This window comes from Candidatus Kinetoplastibacterium sorsogonicusi (assembly GCF_003072465.1).
GTDB classification, from domain to species: domain Bacteria; phylum Pseudomonadota; class Gammaproteobacteria; order Burkholderiales; family Burkholderiaceae_B; genus Kinetoplastidibacterium; species Kinetoplastidibacterium kentomonadis.
Genome location: NZ_CP025628.1, coordinates 619,121 through 640,301 on the forward strand (window position 1 = coordinate 619,121; position 21,181 = coordinate 640,301).

Here is a 21,181-nt window from a genome sequence, read left to right on the forward strand (position 1 = left end):
ATATTCCATACATTTATAATATAGATATGATAAATAATAATTCACAATCAATGCGTGTACGTTTTGCTCCTTCACCAACAGGTTATTTACATCTTGGTGGAGTTAGAACTGCTATTTTTTGCTGGGCCTTAGCCAAACATTATAATGGTAAATTTATATTAAGAATAGAAGATACTGATACAGAAAGATCTACCCAAGCAGCAGTTGAAGCAATACTTGATAGTCTTAAATGGCTGGATATAAATCCAGATGAAGGACCATATTATCAAATGCAACGTATAGAAAGATACAATGAGGTTATAAATCAAATGCTAAATGAAGGTACTGCATATTATTGTTATTCTTCCCAGGAAGATATAGAATTTATGCGTAATATAGCAAAAGATAAAGGATTAAAACCAAAATATGATTATACATGGCGTCCAGAAATAGGCAAAAATTTACCAACGATTCCGAAAGATAAAAAACCTGTAGTTAGATTTAAAAATAATAAAATTGGAATTACAGAATGGGAAGATATTATTAAGGGTCATATTTCTTTTAATAATGATGAATTAGATGATTTTGTTTTAGTAAGATCAAATGGGATTCCAACTTATAACTTTTGTGTAGTTGTAGATGATTTGGATATGAATATTACACATATTTTACGTGGTGAAGATCATATAAATAATACACCTAAACAATTAAATCTTATTAAAGCGTTAAAAAAAATACCACCTAAATACGGTCATATTCCTATGATTTTAGGATCAGATAATAAAAAATTATCTAAAAGACATGGAGATATTAGTCTTCTTGAATACAAAAAAAACGGATATCTACCTGAGGCTATTATTAACTATTTAGCTAGATTAGGATGGAGTCATGGAGATAGCGAAATCTTTAGCAGAACAGAATTGATAAAATGGTTTGATATATCAAAAATATCTAAATCATCAGCTAAATGGGATTTGAAAAAATTAAAATGGATAAATGCACATTATATAAAACATTCTAATAATAATAGATTAAAAGAATTAATCTTACCATATCTTATAGAAAAAGGTTTTAATATAACAATTTGTAATTTAGATGAAATTATAGAATTACTAAAAAATAGATCAGATACTATTCTCGATATGGCTAATCAAGCATCTATTTTTTATGAAGAAGTGAATATTAAAAATTTAAATTTTAATAAAAATACAATGAATTACATTCAAGATTTTTATCATCAATTACATAATATAGAATGGAATAAAAATCAAATATCTAATGTAATTAAATTTTTAGTAAATAAACACCATATTAATATGTTTGAGCTATGTTATCCAATAAGATTAGCAATTACAGGCAGAGAAAAAACACCATCAATTGATTCATTATTAGCTATTTTAGGTAAGCAAAAAGTATTATCTAGATTAGAAAAATTTATTAAAAATAATAGTTAAATGAATTTAATTGTTTTATTAATTAATAAAATGGATTTTTATGAAAAATAATACTTTACAACATAATTTGGAAAATTTTTATTTTCAAGAAGAATATTTAAATAATTTAGAAAAAAATTTTTCATCAATAAAATATAATGTGATTCGTCGAGATGGATCTTTAGTCAATTTTGCTGTTAACAAAATTTCTATAGCCATTAAAAAATCATTTATTGCTATACATGGAAATTCTGTGGAAAATTCTTCTAGTATTAGAAAATTAATAGAAAATTTGACATATCAAACTATAAATTCTTTATTAAAAAATAAACCATCCGGTGGTAATTTTCATATAGAAGAAATTCAAGATCAAGTAGAATTATCTCTTATGAAATCAGGTGAACATGATGTAGCAAGAGCTTATGTGATATATCGTGAAAAAAGAAATCAAGAAAGAAAAATTAAAAATAATAAAGAATTTAATGATATAAAAATATATATTAATGATAATGGTAATAAAAAACTATTAGATATATATGCACTTCAATCTATTATTAATGAAGCTACAACTGATTTAAATTGTTCCATTGATAAATCATCGATCTTACAAGAAACCATAAAAAATTTATATGATGGTGTATCAATAGATGAAGTGCTAAAGTCTATTATATTATCTTCAAGATCTAAAATAGAAAAAGATCCTGCATATAATCAAGTAACTGCTAGATTATTAATGTATAAAATTAGAAAAGAAGTATTGAATCAAGAATATTTACAATCACAGATGCAAGAAAAATATGAAAAATATTTACCTGAATTTATTAAAATAGGAATAAATTCAGGATTGTTATCTAAAGATATGGAAACATTTAATATAGAAAAATTAAGTAAAAATATAATTGCTAAAAGAGATCTTCAATTCAAATATCTAGGGTTACAAACATTGTATGATAGATATTTTTTACATATAAAAGGTAAAAGAATAGAGTTACCACAAATATTTTTTATGAGAGTAGCTATGGGTTTAGCTATCAAAGAAGAAGATAAAGATAATAAAGCTATAGAATTTTATAATTTGTTATCTTCTTTCGATTTTATGTGTTCTACACCAACATTATTTAATTCTGGTACTATTTATTCACAATTATCTTCATGTTATTTAACTACAGTACCAGATAATTTAATAGGAATATATGATTCTATTAAAGATAATGCTTTGCTTGCTAAATATGCTGGTGGACTTGGAAATGATTGGACTCCTGTACGTGCATTACATAGTCATATAAAAGGTACAAATGGTGAAAGTCAAGGTATAGTACCTTTTTTAAAAGTAGTAAATGACACTGCACTAGCAGTTAATCAAGGTGGGAAAAGAAAAGGTGCAGTTTGTACTTATTTAGAAACTTGGCATTTAGACATTGAAGAATTTTTAGAATTACGTAAAAATACTGGTGATGAACGCAGAAGAACACATGATATGAATACTGCAAATTGGATTCCAGATCTTTTTATGAAGCGTGTAATGGAAAATAAAGAATGGACATTATTTTCACCTTCAGATTGTCCTGATTTGCATGAAAAATATGGAAAATCATTTGAAATCTCATATTTAAAATATGAAGAAAAAGTTAATAATGGTGAAATTAAGCTATTTAAAAAAATACCAGCAGTATCTTTATGGCGCAAAATGTTATCAATGTTATTTGAAACAGGACATCCTTGGATTACATTTAAAGATCCTTGTAATATACGCTCTCCTCAACAACATAATGGTGTTGTACATAGCTCTAATTTATGTACAGAAATTACTCTAAATACTAACGAAGAAGAAATAGCTGTTTGTAATTTAGGATCTATTAATCTAGCTTCTCATATTAAAGTTAATGATGATGGTTTATTTAGCTTAGATATAGAAAAATTAAAAAAAACTATAAAAATAGGTATGAGGATTTTAGATAATGTAATAGATATAAATTTTTATGCTGTAGAAAAAGCTAAGAAAGCTAATAAAAAACACCGTCCTATAGGTTTAGGAATTATGGGATTTCAAGATGCTTTACATATTATGAGAATTCCTTATGCTTCTACAGAAGCTATAAAATTTGCAGATTACTCTATGGAAATTATAGCTTACTATACTTATTTTGCATCAAGTGAATTAGCTAAGGAAAGAGGATCTTATGAAACATTTAATGGATCTTTATGGTCAAAAAATATGCTTCCTCAAGATACTATTGAATTATTAAAAAATGAAAGAGAAAACTACATAGACATAGATAATAGTAGTCAAATTGATTGGAGTTCTTTAAGGGATCATATTAAACAATATGGTATGCGTAATTCTAATTGTTTAGCTATAGCTCCTACTGCTACCATATCAAATATTATTGGAGTATCAGCTAGTATTGAACCAACATTTCAAAATTTATATGTAAAATCTAATTTATCTGGAGAATTTACTATTATAAATGAATATTTAGTATATGATTTAAAAAAGCTAAATATTTGGGATGAAGTAATGATATCTGATATCAAATATTTTAATGGTAGTCTTGCAAATATAGATAGAATTCCAAATGAATTAAAAATTTTATATGCTACAGCATTTGAAATAGATAGCAAATGGCTTGTAGAATGTGCTTCTAGACGTCAAAAATGGATAGATCAATCTCAATCTTTAAATATATATATATCAGGAGTATCTGGTAAAAAATTAGATGAAACTTATAAATTAGCATGGATTAAAGGTCTTAAAACTACTTATTATTTAAGAACTATGAGTGCTACATATGCTGAAAAATCTACTGGTAACGGTGGAGAACTTAATTCAGTTTCTTTTAGCTCGAAAAATATAAATCTACTACAATCATGTAAGATGAAAATTGGACATAATGATATAGAGGAATGTGAAGTATGTCAGTAAAATAAGTTTTTATAAGTTTTTAAAGGTAAAAAATGCATAATAATTTAAAAAACCGTATCAATATCGAAGATAAGAAAATCATAAATGGAAAAACTGATGTTAATCAATTAGTACCATTTAAATATAAATGGGCATGGGAAAAATATTTGGCATCTTGTGCAAATCACTGGATGCCACAAGAGGTAAGCATGTCAAGAGATATTAATTTATGGAAAAATCCTATAGGATTATCAGAAGATGAAAGAAGAATTGTAAAACGCAATTTAGGTTTTTTTGTTACTGCTGATTCATTAGCTGCTAATAATATAGTTTTAGGCACTTATAGGCATATTACTGCACCAGAATGTAGACAATTTTTATTACGACAAGCATTTGAAGAAGCAATACACACCCATGCGTATCAATATATAGTGGAAAGTTTAGATTTAGACGAATTAGAAATATTTAATGCATATAATGAAATTGAATCTATAAAACTAAAAGATGAATTTTTAATACCATTTATTAATGTAATTGCAGATCCAAATTTTAAAACAGGATCTACTAAAAATGATCAAATTTTATTAAAATCTTTAATAGTATTTGCATGTTTAATGGAAGGTATGTTTTTTTATGTAGGTTTTACACAAATATTATCTTTGGGTAGACAAAATAAAATGACTGGTGCAGCAGAACAGTACATGTATATATTGAGAGATGAGTCTATGCATTGCAATTTTGGTGTAGATATGATTAATACTATCAAATTAGAAAACCCTCATCTTTGGACTAAAGAACTTAAAGAAGAATTAATTTATCTATTTGAAAAAGCAGTAGAGTTAGAATATGCTTATGCTGAAGATACTATGCCAAGAGGTATTCTTGGGCTAAATTCTTCTATGTTTAAAGCATATTTAAGATTTATATGTAATAGAAGATGTCAACAAATAGGTTTAGAACCAATATTTGCTAATCAGGAAAATCCATTTCCATGGATGGCAGAGATGGTAGATCTTAAAAAAGAAAGAAATTTTTTTGAAACTAGAGTTATTGACTATCAAACTGGTGGAACATTGAATTGGGAATAAAAAATTAATATTTTTTTCCATATAAACATACCCATCCATCAAGTGTATTCCAAACAGATAAATCAATCCATTTGGAATATACTTTTAATATTTCTTCTTTTTGATTTGATAATATACCTGATAATAATAATGTACCTTGATATTTTAATAAAGAATCTAAAATTATTGATAAATCTTTAAGTGGGTTAGATAAAATATTAGATATGATAATGTCGTATTTAATATTTATTTTTTGATAATTTTCAACTACACTAATGTCTACATTATTTTTCAAAGCATTATTATTAGTTGCTTCTATTGCTTGTTTATCTATATCTAAAGCTGTAACATTTTTTGCTCCAAATTTTTTAGCAGCAATAGCTAAAATACCAGAACCACAACCATAATCTAAAATATTTTTATCTTTAATTTCATTGTCTATTATCCATGATAAACATAGATACGTTGTTGGATGACTACCAGTACCAAAAGCCAAACCAGGATCTAATTCTATGATATTATTATTAATAATTTCTTTTATATTTTTTAATAACTCTTTTTTATTATGCCAGCTAGAAATAATCAATAATTTATTATTAATATTAATTGGATGATTATTAGATTGATATTTTAAAACCCAATCTATATTTTGATCTATTTTTTTTAAAAAAAATTTTTCTATTATGTTTGTATTTAAATTAGTCTTATCAGTAGCATACTTAATCAGATCATATGGATCTATTTCATCATTAACTGATATATAAAAAATAATATTTTTCCAATTTATAAGATCTAGTAAAGCACTATTACTTGGTTCACCAAAGATACTGTTTTTGCTATCTTCTAAATTAGCATTTTCTATAGAAACAGATAATACATTAGAACTATAATCTAACAAAGTATCAGAAAAAATATCTGCATTCAAAAATTTACAATATATAATTAATTCGTACATGATTTTATATTATCTATTTGTTATTATCATTGACTTATATAATACATATATTACAACATATGTATTATTTCATAGTTTTATAAAAAATCTTTAAGCAAAACGATATTATTAATATAATTTCTAAAGTTATTTCAGATATAAAAAATTTCATAATTAATAAAAATTTTTTATATGTTATTACTTTTAAAAATTTTTAATTTCATGATTTAATGCGTATATTAAAGCTGCTTCATATCCATAAATACCTAAACCTGAAATTACTCCTATTGCAATATCAGATATATAAGAAATATGTCTGAATTTTTCTCTTTTAAAAACATTAGATATATGTACTTCTATAAAAGGAATCTCAGTTGCAGACATTGCATCTCTTAAAGCAATACTAGTATGTGTATATGCTGCTGCATTTATGATTATAAAATCTACGCCATTATTTTTAGAATCATGTATTTTGTCTATTAAATCTCCTTCATGATTACTTTGATAAAAAAATATTTTGCTACCATTTCTATTAGCAATATCTTCAAGATTTTGATTAATTTGAAAAATATCATTTGATCCATAAATTTTTGGTTCTCTTACACCCAATAAATTTAAGTTTGGTCCATTTAAAACTAAAATATTTTTAGCCATAATAAAAACGAATTCCTTAAAATACTAAATTGTAACTAATTTTTACTTTATAAATATAACATACTTAATAATCAACAAAGATATAATTATTATTTTATAAGCAAAAATTAAATATATATACATGCTTAATGTTTTATTTAATAAATAAAACATTAAGCATACTTTCATTATCAATAAAACATTTTGCTATGCTATAGTAATATTAAGATAATTTAATTAGGTGATTAATATAATGTTTATTATTTTTGAAAATAAAAATAATTTTTTAATAGGAAAAATTCTCTCTGAAACAGAAAATTATGTAAATATAGAATATGCAAAAGGTAATAGATTAAAATTAAAAAAAAATAATATTTTGTTAAGATTTAATAATGATACTAAGAATTTAGATCATTTGATCTTAGAAGCTAATAATTTATCTGAAACATTGGATCCTGATTTTATATGGGAATATGTAGGGTGTAATGAATTTAATGCTATAAAATTTGCAAAAGAATATTATGGTGATAATACTAACATAATAGAAATATTAAGCATGTTAATATTTTTGAATAAAAATCCAGCATATTTTTATAAGATAAAAAATGGTGATTATAAACCTGCAAATGAGAACGTTCTTAAAAAAGCTATTATAGCTATTAATAAAAAAAAAGAAATTTTAGAACAAATAGAGAGATTATCAAAACTTCTTATTAAAGGTATTTTACCAGAGGAAATTAAAAAATCTTTAGGAAAAATAATTTCTTTAACAGATAAAAATTCTATAGAGTATAAAGCAATAGAAAAATCTTGTTTTATTTTAAAATGCAGTCCAGAAAAACTTCTAATGTCATTAGGTGCATGGAATGATACTTTATCAATGCATAAGCAAATATTTTTTGCAAAAAATCCATGTTATATACAACAAAAAAATGATTTTTCTAATATTAATGATAATTTTCAATATCCTACTGTAATACATGAATATATCTATTCTGTAGATGATCAAAATACTATAGAAATAGATGATGCATTATCAGTAAATATTTTAGATAATAATAATATAAAAATTGGTATACATATTGCGGCTCCTGGATTGGGTGTAACACGTAATAGTGAATATGACAGATTTGCACGAATAAGGAGTTCTACAATATATTTACCAGGAGAAAAAATTACTATGCAACCTGAAAATGTAATAAATATATTTTCATTAGATCAAAATAAATTAAAACCAGCTATTTCTTTATATGTAATAATCAATACTGATACTAATCAAATACAAGACACATTTTCATGCATAGAAAAAATAATAGTTAAAGAAAATTTGCGCATTCATAACATAGAAAATATCTTTAATATAGAATCTTTAAATAATGAAGATAAGATATTACCTTATCAAAATTGGATTAAACCTTTATGGAAAGTATCTCAAATATTTGCAAAAAAAAGAGAAATTATTAGAGGAAAACCAGAAAATAATTCAAAACAAGAATATGATTTTATATTAGAAGGATTACCTAATGATAAATATACTAAAGTACATATAAATAAAAGATCGCGCAATTCTCCAATTAGTATGATTATTTCTGAATTTATGATATTAGCAAATACTATATGGGGTGATTTATTAAAAAAATATTCTTTGCCAGCAATATATAGATACGTACAATATGGTAAAGCAAAAAATAGTATATATCCAAATGCACATGATGGGCTTGGTGTTTCTCAATATCTATGGAGTACTTCACCACTAAGAAGATATATAGATTTAGTAAATCAATGGCAAATAATATCTGCAATAGAACATGGAATTTCTTCAAAATTATTTTCAACTTTTAGACATGGTGATAGTGATTTATTTTCAATAATGAGTATTTTTGAATCTCAATATTCAGAGATAATTGATTTTCAACAAAAAATAGAAAAATATTGGTGTATAAGATGGTTACAACAAAATAATTTACATTATATTAATGCAGAAATTATACGTGATAAATTAGTAAGATTTTTAGATATTCCAATCATCATAAAATTAGCTAGCTTGCCAACAAATTTAAGCAAAGGAGAAAAAATAGAATTAGAAATATTAGGTACAGATGAAATCTCTTTAGATATAGATTGTAGATACAAAAGATCAATAAATAAAATTTAAAATAACCAATAAATTAAATATATATGAAAAAAAATATAAAATTATTTGCTGTAATTGGTAATCCAATAAATCATAGTAAATCTCCAAAAATACACAACTACTTTGCCAAACAAAATAATATTAATCAAGCTTATACAAAAATTTTATCTAGTGATAACGAATTTAAAAAATCTTTAGAGAATTTTATTGAAATAGGTGGATTAGGATTAAATGTTACTGTACCATTTAAACAAACAGCTTTTAATATTATAAAAAAAGAATATTTATCAAAAAATGCATTATTAGCCGAAGCAGTTAATACTATACACATAAAAAATAATTTATTATATGGTTATAATACTGATGGTCAAGGATTTATAAACGATTTGATAAGACTAAATTTTAATATTAATAATTCTAAAATTCTTTTAATCGGTGCTGGCGGTGCAGCTAGAGGCATAATTATATCACTTATAGAATACGGTTGCAGTCGTTTGCATATCATTAATAGAAATATTGAAAATGCTATGATTTTAATGAATATAGCAAAAAAAATTTCAATAAATAGTTCTCATAACATGGAAATATCATATGGTGCATTAAATTCTGCAAATATAGAATCATGGCCATTAGTAATAAATACTACTTCTTCTAGTTTACAAAATCAAACATTACCATTACCAGAAAACATATTTTCATCAAATAGTATTGCATATGATTTATATTATAGCAATCAACCAACTTTGTTTTTAAAACAAGCTAAAGATCTTGGAGCTAAAATTTGTGTAGATGGTTTAGGTATGTTAATAGAGCAAGCAGCTGAAAGTTTTTATATTTGGCACGGTATAAAACCTGATACAATTTCTACATTATCATATATAAGATCTTCCTTGGATCATATATATTAAATTATTAAATTATTACAAAAATATTTCATTAATTATACTATAAATTTAATAATTAAATATTAATACTAATATTGTTTAGATTTTAAGAAAATATTTTCTACAAAAAATTTATTAACTAATTTATTATTTATAGAAATATTTATTAAAGTTTAGAAAATAATTTAGATTTAAAATAATAAGATAACAAATAATTATTAATTTAAAAAATATAATACTAATATTGAAAGATTTAATTATATGATTTTTATCATCACATATAATTAAATTCAAAATATTACGCAAAGATTTTATATATCAAATTATCAATTTAATAGTTTTATGAATATTATAAAGCTATTAAACATAATTTTTTTAATGTCAATTTAAATAACTAATATAAATTATTAAAAAGTACCAATATATTCATAATATAAAAAATTTTATTACTTGAAGAAAAATATTTTCATTTATAAAAAAATCATTATAATTTAGCAAAATAAGATATTATAAATTTAATTTATTTAATATAAATATTATAATTATTAGTTGTATTAAGATTAAATAAATAATATAAATTTAGTTAATTTCATATGTTCATTTAGTTTATTATTTTCTATAATAAATATTTAATGTAATTGCTGTACAATATTATGTAAACCATATATTTATTGCGCTAGTTGCACTAAATACTTTTTTTATAATAATTATATTTAAATACAATTGTTATAAAATCAAAAAATTATAAATATATTTATATGAATAAATTTCAGGAAATGGATGAAAATATTTGGGTAATTGGTGATGTACATGGATGTTGCTCTTCACTAGAAAAGCTTATTAATAAAAATGAAATTTTTAACAATAATTATTATAAATTATGGTTTGCCGGAGATATAGTAAACCGTGGACCGAACTCACTAAAAACTATATTAACTTTAATGAATTTAGATGATAAATGTTTATGTGTATTAGGTAATCATGATATTCATTTACTGTCTGTAGCATCAGGCATATCAAAATTATCTAAAAAAGATAGTTTTGATGACATTTTAAACTCTAAAGATTATAAACATATCATAGATTGGTTAAGATTCAGACCTATAGCTCATTTTCAATATAATCATTTATTAGTACATGCAGGAGTAGTACCTCAATGGGATATTAATAAAACTTTATCTTTAGCTTCTGAAATAGAATCACTTCTAAGAAGTAACAACTGGAGAAAAACATTAAAAAAAATATATGGAGATAAACCTAATTTCTGGAGAGATAAATATAGAGGTAATGATAGAATTAGACTAATTACTAGTGTATTTACGCGCATTAGATTATGTACAAAAGATGGTCATATGGATTTTACTCATAAATCAGGTAAAGGTTATCATCCTAATTGGCTAATGCCTTGGTTTCAAGTTCCAAATAGAAAAACTTCTAATATTAATATTATTTTTGGTCATTGGTCAAATTTAGGTTTATTAATAACACCTAATATTATTTGTTTAGATACAGGCTGTGTGTGGGGTGGTAAATTAACAGCTATGCGACTTTCTGATCGTAAATTAATACAAATACAATGTGATAAAATTAAAAAATAATATTTTAATAATTAATCTTTTTAGACTCAAAATAACGATTTAGTATTAATGCTGCAGCTATAGCATCATCGTTTTTAACATCTTTATTATTTAAATATTCTTGTGCTTCTATACTAGAATTATGTTCATTTATTAGTACGATGGGAATTTTATAACGTTCTTTTAGTTGATTTGAAAATTTTTTACAATTTAAATATGATAATTGTATATTACCAAATTCATCATAGATGTTAGGTATGCCTACTACAATAGTTATTGGATGCCATTCTGTAATTAATTTATCTATATATATATATCGTTCTTTTTTTGTTTTAGGATATATAATATCAAAAGGTCTTGAGTGTAAAGTCAAAGTATTACCTATTGCAATACCAATTTTTTTTAATCCAAAATCAAAACTAAAAATAATCATAATAATTTTTCAATAATATAAAATGCTATAATAAAAAAATGCTATAATAAAAACAATAAACGTAGATAGTATGATGCTATTATATCTTTTAAAATTACTCTATTCTTAGTTATGATTAAAAATATTTTGCCTAAAGGTTTGTATGGTATTACTCCTGATTGTGATAATACTGAATTATTACTTGATTCCATTAAACAAGCTGCTTTAGGTGGCATGAAGGTGCTTCAATATCGTAATAAAATCGCAAATAAATTTTTAAAAAGATATCAAGCATCCAAAATTAGTATTTTATGTAAAGAATTAAATGTAATATTTATTATAAATGATGATTTAGAATTAGTAAAATATGTAAACGCAGATGGATTACATATTGGTAGAGAAGATGCTAGCATAAAAGACATTAGTAATATTTTAAATCAAAATAACATAATTTTAGGAGTATCTTGCTATAATGATCTTAATAGAGCATTAGAAATTATTAATATAACTGGTATAAGTTATTTGTCTTTTGGTACAATTTTTGATTCTAAAATTAAACCAAATGCTGAAAATGTATCATTTCAAAATTTATTAAAAATAAAAAAAATTATAGCTAAAAGTAATATTTCACCAATTTCAATAGTAGCTATAGGAGGTATTACTTGTAATAATGTAAAATCAATTATTGTTGATAATGATATTATAGATAACATTGCTGTTATTAATGGTTTATTTAATACTAATAATATATATGAAGCAGCATTAAATTTAAGCAGTTTTTTTGTTAAATAAAAATTAATTTGAAATTTCTAAATTATCTATCAATCTTATATTACCTAATCTTGCTGCAATAAGTATTACTAAATCTGAGATTTTATTTTTATATTTTAAATAATCTGCTAAAGATAGATCATACTTATTTCTAATAGAAAGGTAATCAACTGTCCAATTTCTTTTTTCAAGATTATTTATCCATTGTGTTTCTAAAAATCTAAAATCTGTACCTGATAATATTTTAGATTTGATATCTAATAAGCATTTATATAAAATAGCAGCTTCTTGTTTTTCATAAATATTTAAATAAACATTACGTGAAGATTTAGCTAAACCAGAAATATCTCTTTTAGTATCACATTTTAATATTTTGGTTGGTAAAAATAAATTTTTGCACATTTGTTCAATGACTATCATTTGCTGATAATCTTTTTTACCCAAAACAATCATATTTGGTTTTATTAATAAAAGAAATTTTAGTATTATAGTACACATTCCAGATAAAAAATTTTTTCTAAAGGATCCTTCTAAAATATTGGATATATTTGATGGTACAGATATAGCAAAGCTATTTTTTCCTATATTTAAGTCTTCTATATTTGGAATAAATAAAATGTTTGAAATATCTAAAGATTCTAATAATTGAATGTCTTTAGGAAAATTACGTGGATATAAATCAAAATCTTCATTTTCACTGAATTGCAAAGGATTAACAAATATACTAACCACTAAATTATCTGAATATTCTTTTGCTAATTCAATTAAAGCAATATGACCTTCATGTAAGCTACCCATTGTAGGAATAAATACTATATTATTTTTACTATTTAAATAATTTTTTAGTGAATCTATTGTATTGATCAATAGCATATATTTTATCTTCCTATTTGATTATTAAATATATATTTTTATTTTATAGCTTTTATCTATTTTATCTATATAAATATTTTAAAACTCACGTTTTACTGCCAAATGAGAAATTTTTATTAAAGAATCTTTATATATTGATTCTGGAAATTTTTCTATTGCATTACGTGCTAAAGAAGCATATTTTTCTGCCTTTAATAATGCATAATTTAGAGAATCTGTTTCATGAATTATATTAATAATATTATTGAAATCAGAAGTAGTACCATTAGTAATAGCTTCTTTTATAATATTTTGATTAGTATGATTACTCATTTGTATAGCATGAATAAGTGGTAATGTAGTTTTACCCTCTTTTAAATCATTACCTAAATTTTTACCTACAACACTAATGTCACCAGTATAATCTAAAATATCATCTATAAGTTGAAATGCAATTCCAATATTTAAACCATAATCAATGGCTGATTTTTTGTTTTTTGAATCTGTTTTTGATAAAATTGCTCCAATATGCGCAGAAGCTTCAAATAATTTGGCTGTTTTAGAAATTATAACTTTAAAATAATCATTTTCAGATAACTGAGCATTATTCATACTTAATAATTGTAATATTTCACCTTCTGCAATAGTAGTAGTAGCTTCTGAAATTATTTTAATAATTTTAGATGATTTAGTATCCACCATCATTTCAAAGGCACGAGAATATAAATAATCACCAACTAAAACACTACATGAATTTCCAAAAACTATATTAGCTGATTTTTTGCCTCTTCTCATATTAGAGTTATCAATTACATCATCATGTAATAGTGTAGCTGTATGTATAAATTCTATAATAGCAGCAAGTAAATAATGTAAAGAACCTTTATATCCTAAAGATTTAGCAATCATTAATAAAATTAATGGTCTTAAACGTTTTCCTCCAGAATTAATAATATAATTACTAACATTATTTATTAATGAAATTTTAGAGTTTAAATAATGATTTATCACTTTATCAATATTTTTTATATCATCTAATATAGGTTCAATTATTTTATTTAAATTCAAAGTAGATGTATCCATAATATATAATTAATAAATTAGTGTATCTAACTTAAGAAATACATTAATACAAAAATTTTATTTTTCAGATTTAATTTTTGATATAATATATCAAATAATTTTATTTAATATATCTTGTATAAGATTATATAACAATATTTTCATATTATAGAAAAATAGAATATTAATAAATGAAAATAATATTTTTTGTTGATAATTATAAAAAATATCAATTATCAAAATAAATTTTGTTTGTATCAAAGGAAAATTCCATATGTACGCAGTCATAAAAACTGGAGGAAAACAATATCGCGTTTCTCCTGGTGAAAAATTAAAAATAGAACAGATACTTGCTGACATAGGAGATGAAATCTCTTTTAAAGATGTTTTATCTATCGGAGAAGGAGATAAAATAGAAATTGGCTCTCCTTTTTTAAAAGATGTTGTTGTAAAAGCAAAAGTTCTTTCTCATGGTAAAAATAAAAAAATTAAAATATTTAAAATGAGAAGGCGTAAGCATTACCAAAAACATCAAGGACATCGTCAATCTTATACAGAACTATATATTGATTCCATAGTCAATAATTAAAAATAGGATTTAATAATGGCACATAAAAAAGGCGGCGGCTCCACACGCAATGGTAGAGATTCAGAATCAAAAAGGCTTGGTGTAAAAATATTTGGTGGTCAACATGTTAATGCTGGTGCTATAATAGTACGTCAACGTGGCACAAAATTTCATGCTGGTGATAATGTTGGTATAGGAAAAGATCATACTTTATTTTCTTTAGTAACTGGCAATGTAAAATTTATGATCAAAGGAAAACTTAATAAGCAGACTGTTTCTGTAATTAAGAATTAATATTAAAAATAAACATCTTACGGGATCAAAATTAGCTGTTATAATTGATCCCTTTATAGATATAAAACATGAAATTTATTGATGAAGCAATAATAGAAGTAATTGGTGGTAATGGTGGTAATGGCGTAGCTAGTTTTAGACGTGAAAAATTTATTCCTAAAGGTGGACCTAATGGAGGTGATGGTGGTCGTGGAGGTAACGTAATAGTTATTGCTGATATAAATACTAGTACTTTATTAGATTTTAAATATAAAAGATCATATGTAGCACCAAATGGTCAACATGGCAAAGGTTCTGATAAATATGGTGCTTTTGGCAAAGATATTATATTAAAGCTTCCTGTAGGTACAATTATTACTGATATAGATACTAATGAGATTATGTGTGATTTAACATATCATAATCAAAAATTCATAATTGCGTATGGTGGCTTAGGAGGGTTAGGGAATATACATTTTAAATCTAGCACGAATAGAGCACCAAGACAATTTACTTTAGGAAAAATAGGAGAAAGGCGCAAGATTAAATTAGAACTTAGATTAATTGCTGATATTGGATTATTAGGTTTACCTAATGCAGGTAAATCTACGTTTATTCATTGCATTTCTAATTCAAGACCTAAAGTTGCTGATTATCCATTTACTACTATTAATCCTCATCTAGCTGTTTTAAATCAAAATGATTATTTTTCTAATAAAATTGTAATAGCTGATATACCTGGATTAATTAAAGGCGCATCTGAAGGAGCTGGATTAGGTTTAATATTTTTACGTCATTTATTAAGGACTAAGTTATTATTACATTTTATTGATATTTCATCACATAAACATCTGAACATGGATGATTTTATAAAAAATATTATTATTGATGTTAAAAATATTGAAACAGAATTATCAATATATAATAAAGATTTAATAAAAAAACCTAGATGGATTATTTTTAACAAATTAGATATTTTTGATTTTCAAGATAAACTACAGGATCTTAGGGGATTGTTCTTAAAAGAATTACGACCAATCGAAAAGATATTTTTTATATCTGGAAAATTAGGCGTTGGAATACCAGATTTAATATCAGAAATTAAAAAATATATAAAAAAATAAATGTATCTTCATCTATCTTTACAAATGATACATTTATCATCACGTATAATTTTTGTTTTGCGTATACTCATATTAAAGAAATTAAATATTAATAAATGATTATTTAATTCTTTTATATTATTAATTTCTGCTAAAATTTTAATTGCTTCAATAGCTTGTAAACTACCTATTGTACCTACTATTGGAGATAATACTCCCATATTTGCACAATTAATATCTTCAGTTTTTTTATTTTCAGGAAAAACACAATTATAACAAGGAGATTCTATATAACGTAAATCATAAGTACTAATTTGACCTTTCATTTCTATTGCAGCTCCTGAAATTAAAGGTGTTGATGTTAAAACACAAGCTAAATTAATTTTATATCTAGATGAAAAATTATCAGTACAATCTAAAACTAAATCAAAATTTTTAATATATTTATATAAATTTTTTCTATCTGTAATTTTTTCAGAAATACAATTAATTTCTACATCTTCATTATAAGTTGCTAAAGTATTTTTAGCTGATTTAACTTTTAGTTGCCCTAAAGTTGCACTATGATGTAATATTTGTCTTTGTAAATTACTTAATTCCACAATATCATAATCTACTATAGTAATTTTTTTAATACCAGCTAAAGTTAAATATAAAGCAGCAGCAGATCCTGTACCACCTACACCAAATATAACAATATTAGAAGATAATAATTTTTCTTGACCATTTATACCTAGTTCTTCAATTAATATATTTCTAGAGTATCTTAATAATTGTTCATCATTCATATAAAAATTTCAAAAATTATTTAAATATTTATTTTTAATAAAAATAGTATATTAACATTATAAATAATAATGTTTTATATAATCCATTTTATCATTTAATTCACAAACCAAAGGTTTTCCTGTAGGAATATCAAAATTATATATACTCTCATTAGACATATTAGTTATATATTTTATAAGAGCTCTTAAACTATTACCATGGGCTACAATTAAAACTTTTTTACCAGATTGAATCATAGGAACTATAGAGTTATTCCAAAAAGGAATAACTCTATCTATAGTATCTTTTAAAGATTCTGTAGATGGTAATTGTATAGGTAATTGTTGATATTTAATATCAAATTTAGGATGTCTTTTATCATTAATAGATAAACTAGGAGGTGCAATATCATAAGATCTACGCCAAATACTTACTTGTTTTTCTCCATAAATATTTGCAATATCATGTTTATTGAGTCCTTGTAAATTACCATAATGTCTTTCATTAAGATGCCAGTCAGAATATATAGGTATATGCATACAATTCATAATATCTAATACTATCCACAAAGTTCTTATAGATCTTTTTAAATAAGATGAATATGCAATGTCAAATATATAATTATGATCTTTTAATATTTCACCAGCTTGTTTAGCTTGATTTTTTCCAACTTCTGTTAAATCAATATCAGCCCAACCAGTAAATCGATTTTCTAAATTCCATAAACTTTGACCATGCCGCATTAATACCAATTTATACATAATTTATTCACCTAAATTATAGAAATTATTTTTAATAAAGAAACTTGAATAACAATATAAATCAAAATACTTTATAATATCTCATTATACAATGACTATAGGATTTATTATATGAATAATATTTATTTTTTTGCAGATTTATATAATATAACTTTGCTATTTATAATATTTATTACTGGAATTTTAATATTTATTTCTTACTTTCAAAAAAATAATTTTATCTTAAATATGCAAGATTCATTATTATTTATAAATCGTAAAAATAGTTTACTAATAGATATTAGAAGTACTGATGAATATAAAATTAGTCATATTTCTGGATCTATTAATATTCCAGCAGAAAAAATTTCGTCGAATAATAAAATTTTTATAACCAAAAAACCTATTATTTTTGTATGTAAAAATGGTAATATTTCAAAAAAATTAGCAATTTTATTACAAAGACAAGGAATTAAAATATTTATAATTGATGGAGGTATAAATTTATGGGTAAAAAATGGTTTACCACTTGTACAATAAATAATTGGTTAATATCCACTTTTTTTAAAAAATAATATATTAAATAACATATGAATATTAATATAATAGTGATAGGATCTGGTAGTTGGGGTACATCTTTAGCTATTTCTACAAGCTATAAATTTACAACATATCTTTTTGTTCGTGACCATAAACAAGCCCAAATAATTATTAAAGATAAGGAAAATAAAAAATATCTTAATAATATTAGAATACCATCATCTATTCATATTATTACTGATTTACAAAAAATTATAAAATTATTGATTAATAGTAAAATTATAATAATACTATGTATTCCAATTTCTAACTTAAGAAAAATAGTTTCCGAATTATATAATTACATTATTAAATTTCAACTATTTAATATTTCTATAATATATACATGTAAAGGTTTAGAATCAAATAGTTGTTTATTACCACATGAAGTAATTGATGAAGTTATTCCTGTAGATTTTATAAAATATGGTGTTTTATCTGGACCTTCATTTGCACAAGAAGTAGCTATAAAATTACCTACGGCTTTAACTATTGCTAGTAATCATGAAAATTTAAAAAATGATATTATTAAGATATTACATAGAGATAATATTCGTATATATACTAGCAGTGACATTATAGGTGTAGAAGTTGGAGGTGCATTAAAAAATATTATTGCAATAGCATGTGGAATATCTGATGGCTTACAACTTGGATTCAATGCAAGAGCAGCAATAATTACTAGAGGATTAAAAGAAATTCAAAATTTTGGAGTTAAAATAGGTGCATGTCCTAAAACTTTTTTTGGTTTAACAGGGATAGGAGATCTTGTTTTAACCGCTACTGGTAACATGTCTAGAAATAGAAATATTGGTTTAGAAATAGGCAAAGGTAAGTGCTTAAAAGAAATATCAACATATCAATTAAATGCTGAAGGTGTTAAATGTGCTCAAGCAGTTTTAACAAGAGCTAAGCAACTTAATATAGAAGTACCTATAATAGAAGCAGTATGTGATATACTTTTTAAAGGTATAAATCCTACTTTTATAGTTAAAAAATTACTATCTAAAGACTCTAAAACAGATTCATAATAAATAATATTTATATGCCATTTATATAATTATTTTGTCTCCAAGCTTCATAAATAGTTATAGCAATAGCATTAGAAAGATTTAAACTTCTTTGTGTTTTTAACATTGGTAATCTTATTTTATTTGTTTCAGGAAATAAATTCATATAATGTGTCGATAATCCTTTAGTTTCATTACCAAAAATAAAAACATCATTTTTATATAAGTGAATATTAGACAAAAATTTATTTCCTTTTGTAGTCATTACAAAGCAACGGTCATAATTAACATTTATCTTATCAATAGCTTCTTGTAAGGTATTATGAATTTTTATTTCTTGCCATTCATGATAGTCCAAACCAGCTCTTTTTAAACGACGATCATCAAGTGAAAAGGAAAAAGGACGAATAATATGCAAATGAGAGCCAGTATTAGCACATAGCCTTATAGCATTACCAGTATTAGGTGGTATTTCTGGATTAACTAAAATAACATGAAACATAATAATTGTTAATTCATAAATGATTTATCAATTTAAATAAAATAATGTAATATATTTATATTTTTACATAAATATATGAATATATGCAATATTAATAAAAAACATGTTATTTTGCAATTTGAAAGAAGAAATTTATCAAATTCTAAATTTTTATATGAAGAAATAGCTAATAGATTAGCAATGCGATTAAAATATGTAAAAATTAATCCTAAATATATTTTAGATGTTGGATGTAATGCAGCAAATAATTTTAGTTTATTAAACACTATGTTTTCAAAAAGCTCATATATAGGATTAGATTTTTGTAAAAAATCTATAGAAAGAGCTCATAAAATCATAAATAATATAGATAAAAGATATTTTATTTTTAATTTTTTTAAAAACATACCTAAAATTCAACATAAGTTGATATTATCAGATATGGCTTCTACTAATATAGAAAATGAATATATAGATTTAATTTGGTCTAACATGGCATTACATTGGCATGATAATATACAAGAAGTATTTGAAGAATGGTATAGAATATTAAAAACAGAAGGAATAATAAATTTTTCATGCTTCGGCACAAATACTATTAAAGAACTACATAAAGCAATAAAAGAAGCTAATATAAAAACTTCATATATGATTTTTAATGATATACATACAATTGGTGATACTTTAAATAAAAGTGGATTTGCTAATATAGTCATGTCACAAGAAACATTAACATTCACTTATGAAAATCCTGAACGCCTTTTAAAAGATGTTCAGGGGATCGGAGGTAATCCTATGTATAATAGACATAATGGTCTATTAGGAAAAGAAAAATTACGCTTAATATATGAGTCATTAAATAATCAAAAAAATCAAAGCAATCTAATCCCATTAACGATAAATATTATATATGGTTATGCATGTAAATCTAAAACAATTAATAATAGTGTTACTCATAAAATAAACTTTATTAGTTAATTCATTTACAATACATTGTTTTTATAATAAATTAATACACA

The 21,181-nt window shown here is 23.6% G+C and carries 21 protein-coding genes; 13 read left to right on the forward strand and 8 right to left on the reverse strand.

From position 1 onward, the window contains the following. Positions 1–26: 26 nt before the first annotated feature. From gltX to CKSOR_RS02970, 3 genes are read left to right on the forward strand one after another with little or no spacing between them, the layout of a single operon-like run. Positions 27–1,433, forward strand: coding sequence for a glutamate--tRNA ligase (gene gltX, locus CKSOR_RS02960; protein WP_108674091.1), 1,407 nt, complete (start codon positions 27–29; stop codon positions 1,431–1,433). A gap of 40 nt (positions 1,434–1,473) precedes the next feature. Continuing rightward, the gene (locus CKSOR_RS02965; RefSeq protein ID WP_108674092.1) at positions 1,474–4,335 is read left to right on the forward strand and encodes a ribonucleoside-diphosphate reductase subunit alpha; all 2,862 of its coding nucleotides are present in this window, start codon (positions 1,474–1,476) and stop codon (positions 4,333–4,335) included. A gap of 32 nt (positions 4,336–4,367) precedes the next feature. Beyond that, positions 4,368–5,402 (forward strand): ribonucleotide-diphosphate reductase subunit beta, encoded by a 1,035-nt coding sequence (locus CKSOR_RS02970; protein WP_108674093.1) that lies wholly within the window; start codon positions 4,368–4,370, stop codon positions 5,400–5,402. Positions 5,403–5,406: 4 nt separating this feature from the next. On the opposite strand, the gene prmA is transcribed toward CKSOR_RS02970, so the two are convergent. Together prmA and aroQ are read right to left on the reverse strand one after the other, a co-directional pair. Next, the gene (gene prmA / locus CKSOR_RS02975) at positions 5,407–6,336 is read right to left on the reverse strand and encodes a 50S ribosomal protein L11 methyltransferase (protein ID WP_108674094.1); all 930 of its coding nucleotides are present in this window, start codon (positions 6,334–6,336) and stop codon (positions 5,407–5,409) included. Between the two features lie 183 nt (positions 6,337–6,519). Next, positions 6,520–6,969, reverse strand: coding sequence for a type II 3-dehydroquinate dehydratase (gene aroQ / locus CKSOR_RS02980; protein ID WP_108674095.1), 450 nt, complete (start codon positions 6,967–6,969; stop codon positions 6,520–6,522). 232 nt (positions 6,970–7,201) lie between these two features. Between aroQ and CKSOR_RS02985 the strand changes: the two genes are divergently transcribed. From CKSOR_RS02985 to CKSOR_RS02995, 3 genes are all read left to right on the forward strand, one after another. Then, on the forward strand, positions 7,202–9,103 hold the full coding sequence (locus tag CKSOR_RS02985; RefSeq protein ID WP_108674096.1) for a ribonuclease catalytic domain-containing protein: 1,902 nt from the start codon (positions 7,202–7,204) through the stop codon (positions 9,101–9,103). Positions 9,104–9,126: 23 nt separating this feature from the next. After that, positions 9,127–9,990 (forward strand): shikimate dehydrogenase, encoded by an 864-nt coding sequence (aroE, locus tag CKSOR_RS02990; protein WP_199919608.1) that lies wholly within the window; start codon positions 9,127–9,129, stop codon positions 9,988–9,990. A 752-nt stretch (positions 9,991–10,742) separates the two neighbouring features. Continuing rightward, positions 10,743–11,564 carry a symmetrical bis(5'-nucleosyl)-tetraphosphatase gene (locus tag CKSOR_RS02995; RefSeq protein WP_108674230.1) on the forward strand — a complete coding sequence of 274 codons (822 nt, stop codon included), beginning with the start codon at positions 10,743–10,745 and terminating at the stop codon, positions 11,562–11,564. 4 nt (positions 11,565–11,568) lie between these two features. Here CKSOR_RS02995 and ruvX read toward each other — a convergent pair whose 3' ends face one another. Then, the gene (gene ruvX / locus CKSOR_RS03000; RefSeq protein WP_108674098.1) at positions 11,569–11,976 is read right to left on the reverse strand and encodes a Holliday junction resolvase RuvX; all 408 of its coding nucleotides are present in this window, start codon (positions 11,974–11,976) and stop codon (positions 11,569–11,571) included. 111 nt (positions 11,977–12,087) lie between these two features. Here ruvX and CKSOR_RS03005 point away from each other — a divergent pair, with 111 nt between their 5' ends. Further along, on the forward strand, positions 12,088–12,747 hold the full coding sequence (locus CKSOR_RS03005) for a thiamine phosphate synthase (RefSeq protein ID WP_108674099.1): 660 nt from the start codon (positions 12,088–12,090) through the stop codon (positions 12,745–12,747). A gap of 3 nt (positions 12,748–12,750) precedes the next feature. Here the strand turns inward: CKSOR_RS03005 and panC are convergent, their stop codons facing one another. After that, positions 12,751–13,599 (reverse strand): pantoate--beta-alanine ligase, encoded by an 849-nt coding sequence (gene panC, locus CKSOR_RS03010; RefSeq protein ID WP_108674100.1) that lies wholly within the window; start codon positions 13,597–13,599, stop codon positions 12,751–12,753. Positions 13,600–13,677: 78 nt separating this feature from the next. Then, a complete protein-coding gene (locus CKSOR_RS03015) occupies positions 13,678–14,646 on the reverse strand; it encodes a polyprenyl synthetase family protein (RefSeq protein WP_108674231.1) in 969 nt (322 codons plus the stop codon). 268 nt (positions 14,647–14,914) lie between these two features. Between CKSOR_RS03015 and rplU the strand changes: the two genes are divergently transcribed. From rplU to obgE, 3 genes are all read left to right on the forward strand, one after another. Further along, positions 14,915–15,229: a 50S ribosomal protein L21 gene (rplU, locus tag CKSOR_RS03020; RefSeq protein WP_108674101.1), complete on the forward strand. Its 315-nt coding sequence runs from the start codon at positions 14,915–14,917 to the stop codon at positions 15,227–15,229. A 15-nt stretch (positions 15,230–15,244) separates the two neighbouring features. Further along, positions 15,245–15,502 (forward strand): 50S ribosomal protein L27, encoded by a 258-nt coding sequence (gene rpmA / locus CKSOR_RS03025; protein WP_108674102.1) that lies wholly within the window; start codon positions 15,245–15,247, stop codon positions 15,500–15,502. 68 nt (positions 15,503–15,570) lie between these two features. Next, entirely contained in the window at positions 15,571–16,605 is a 1,035-nt protein-coding gene (obgE, locus tag CKSOR_RS03030) for a GTPase ObgE (RefSeq protein ID WP_108674103.1), read from the forward strand. 8 nt (positions 16,606–16,613) lie between these two features. Here the strand turns inward: obgE and CKSOR_RS03035 are convergent, their stop codons facing one another. Together CKSOR_RS03035 and gpmA are read right to left on the reverse strand one after the other, a co-directional pair. Continuing rightward, on the reverse strand, positions 16,614–17,372 hold the full coding sequence (locus CKSOR_RS03035; RefSeq protein WP_108674104.1) for a HesA/MoeB/ThiF family protein: 759 nt from the start codon (positions 17,370–17,372) through the stop codon (positions 16,614–16,616). A 57-nt stretch (positions 17,373–17,429) separates the two neighbouring features. Continuing rightward, positions 17,430–18,113 (reverse strand): 2,3-diphosphoglycerate-dependent phosphoglycerate mutase, encoded by a 684-nt coding sequence (gene gpmA / locus CKSOR_RS03040; RefSeq protein ID WP_108674105.1) that lies wholly within the window; start codon positions 18,111–18,113, stop codon positions 17,430–17,432. 111 nt (positions 18,114–18,224) lie between these two features. On the opposite strand from gpmA, the gene CKSOR_RS03045 reads away from it, so the two are divergent. Together CKSOR_RS03045 and CKSOR_RS03050 are read left to right on the forward strand one after the other, a co-directional pair. After that, on the forward strand, positions 18,225–18,632 hold the full coding sequence (locus CKSOR_RS03045) for a rhodanese-like domain-containing protein (protein WP_108674106.1): 408 nt from the start codon (positions 18,225–18,227) through the stop codon (positions 18,630–18,632). A gap of 50 nt (positions 18,633–18,682) precedes the next feature. Then, complete coding sequence (locus CKSOR_RS03050) at positions 18,683–19,702, forward strand: NAD(P)H-dependent glycerol-3-phosphate dehydrogenase (RefSeq protein ID WP_108674107.1); 1,020 nt, start codon at positions 18,683–18,685, stop codon at positions 19,700–19,702. 10 nt (positions 19,703–19,712) lie between these two features. Here CKSOR_RS03050 and CKSOR_RS03055 read toward each other — a convergent pair whose 3' ends face one another. Further along, positions 19,713–20,183: a tRNA (cytidine(34)-2'-O)-methyltransferase gene (locus tag CKSOR_RS03055; RefSeq protein ID WP_108674108.1), complete on the reverse strand. Its 471-nt coding sequence runs from the start codon at positions 20,181–20,183 to the stop codon at positions 19,713–19,715. Between the two features lie 75 nt (positions 20,184–20,258). On the opposite strand from CKSOR_RS03055, the gene CKSOR_RS03060 reads away from it, so the two are divergent. Continuing rightward, positions 20,259–21,140, forward strand: coding sequence for a methyltransferase domain-containing protein (locus CKSOR_RS03060; protein WP_108674109.1), 882 nt, complete (start codon positions 20,259–20,261; stop codon positions 21,138–21,140). The last annotated feature ends 41 nt before the right edge of the window (positions 21,141–21,181 follow it).